This is a genomic window from Streptomyces tateyamensis (assembly GCF_003205575.1).
Classification (GTDB): Bacteria; Actinomycetota; Actinomycetes; order Streptomycetales; family Streptomycetaceae; genus Kitasatospora; species Kitasatospora tateyamensis.
Window position 1 is genome coordinate 1 of the sequence record NZ_PYBW01000376.1, and the last position, 344, is coordinate 344.

Genomic DNA, 344 nt, shown 5'->3' on the forward strand with positions numbered 1-344 from the left:
GTACTTCATCGTTCCTCGCAGACGGGGCAGTTGGGCCAGCGAAGGGGACACCCCGCGGCCGGCCGACGCGTCAGCCGGCCCCGCAGCCGCGACCACCAGGGTTCAGTGGTGCCCACACGCCACCCCGCGCCGAACCAGCACCGCGATCTTGCGCACGGTGTCCGGCTGGGCCCGCCCCAGCTCCACGAGCACGTGCCCGGTGAGGAACGAGGGCAGGTCGAGGCCGAGGGAGGGGAGGCGGATCCCGGCGGAGGCGAGGGCCGCGGCGAGCTCACGCTGGGCGTCGGCCGCATCCGCGCGCTGCGGGGCGACGGCTGCTTCGTACTTGTACTACAGCGGCGGAT

The 344-nt window shown here is 73.8% G+C and carries 1 protein-coding gene; it reads left to right on the plus strand.

Features of this window, described 5'->3' with window-relative positions; genetic code table 11:
• Positions 1 to 108: 108 nt before the first annotated feature.
• The coding region (locus tag C7C46_RS36140) for a hypothetical protein (protein ID WP_220040759.1) at positions 109 to 344 on the plus strand (236 nt) is incomplete at its 3' end.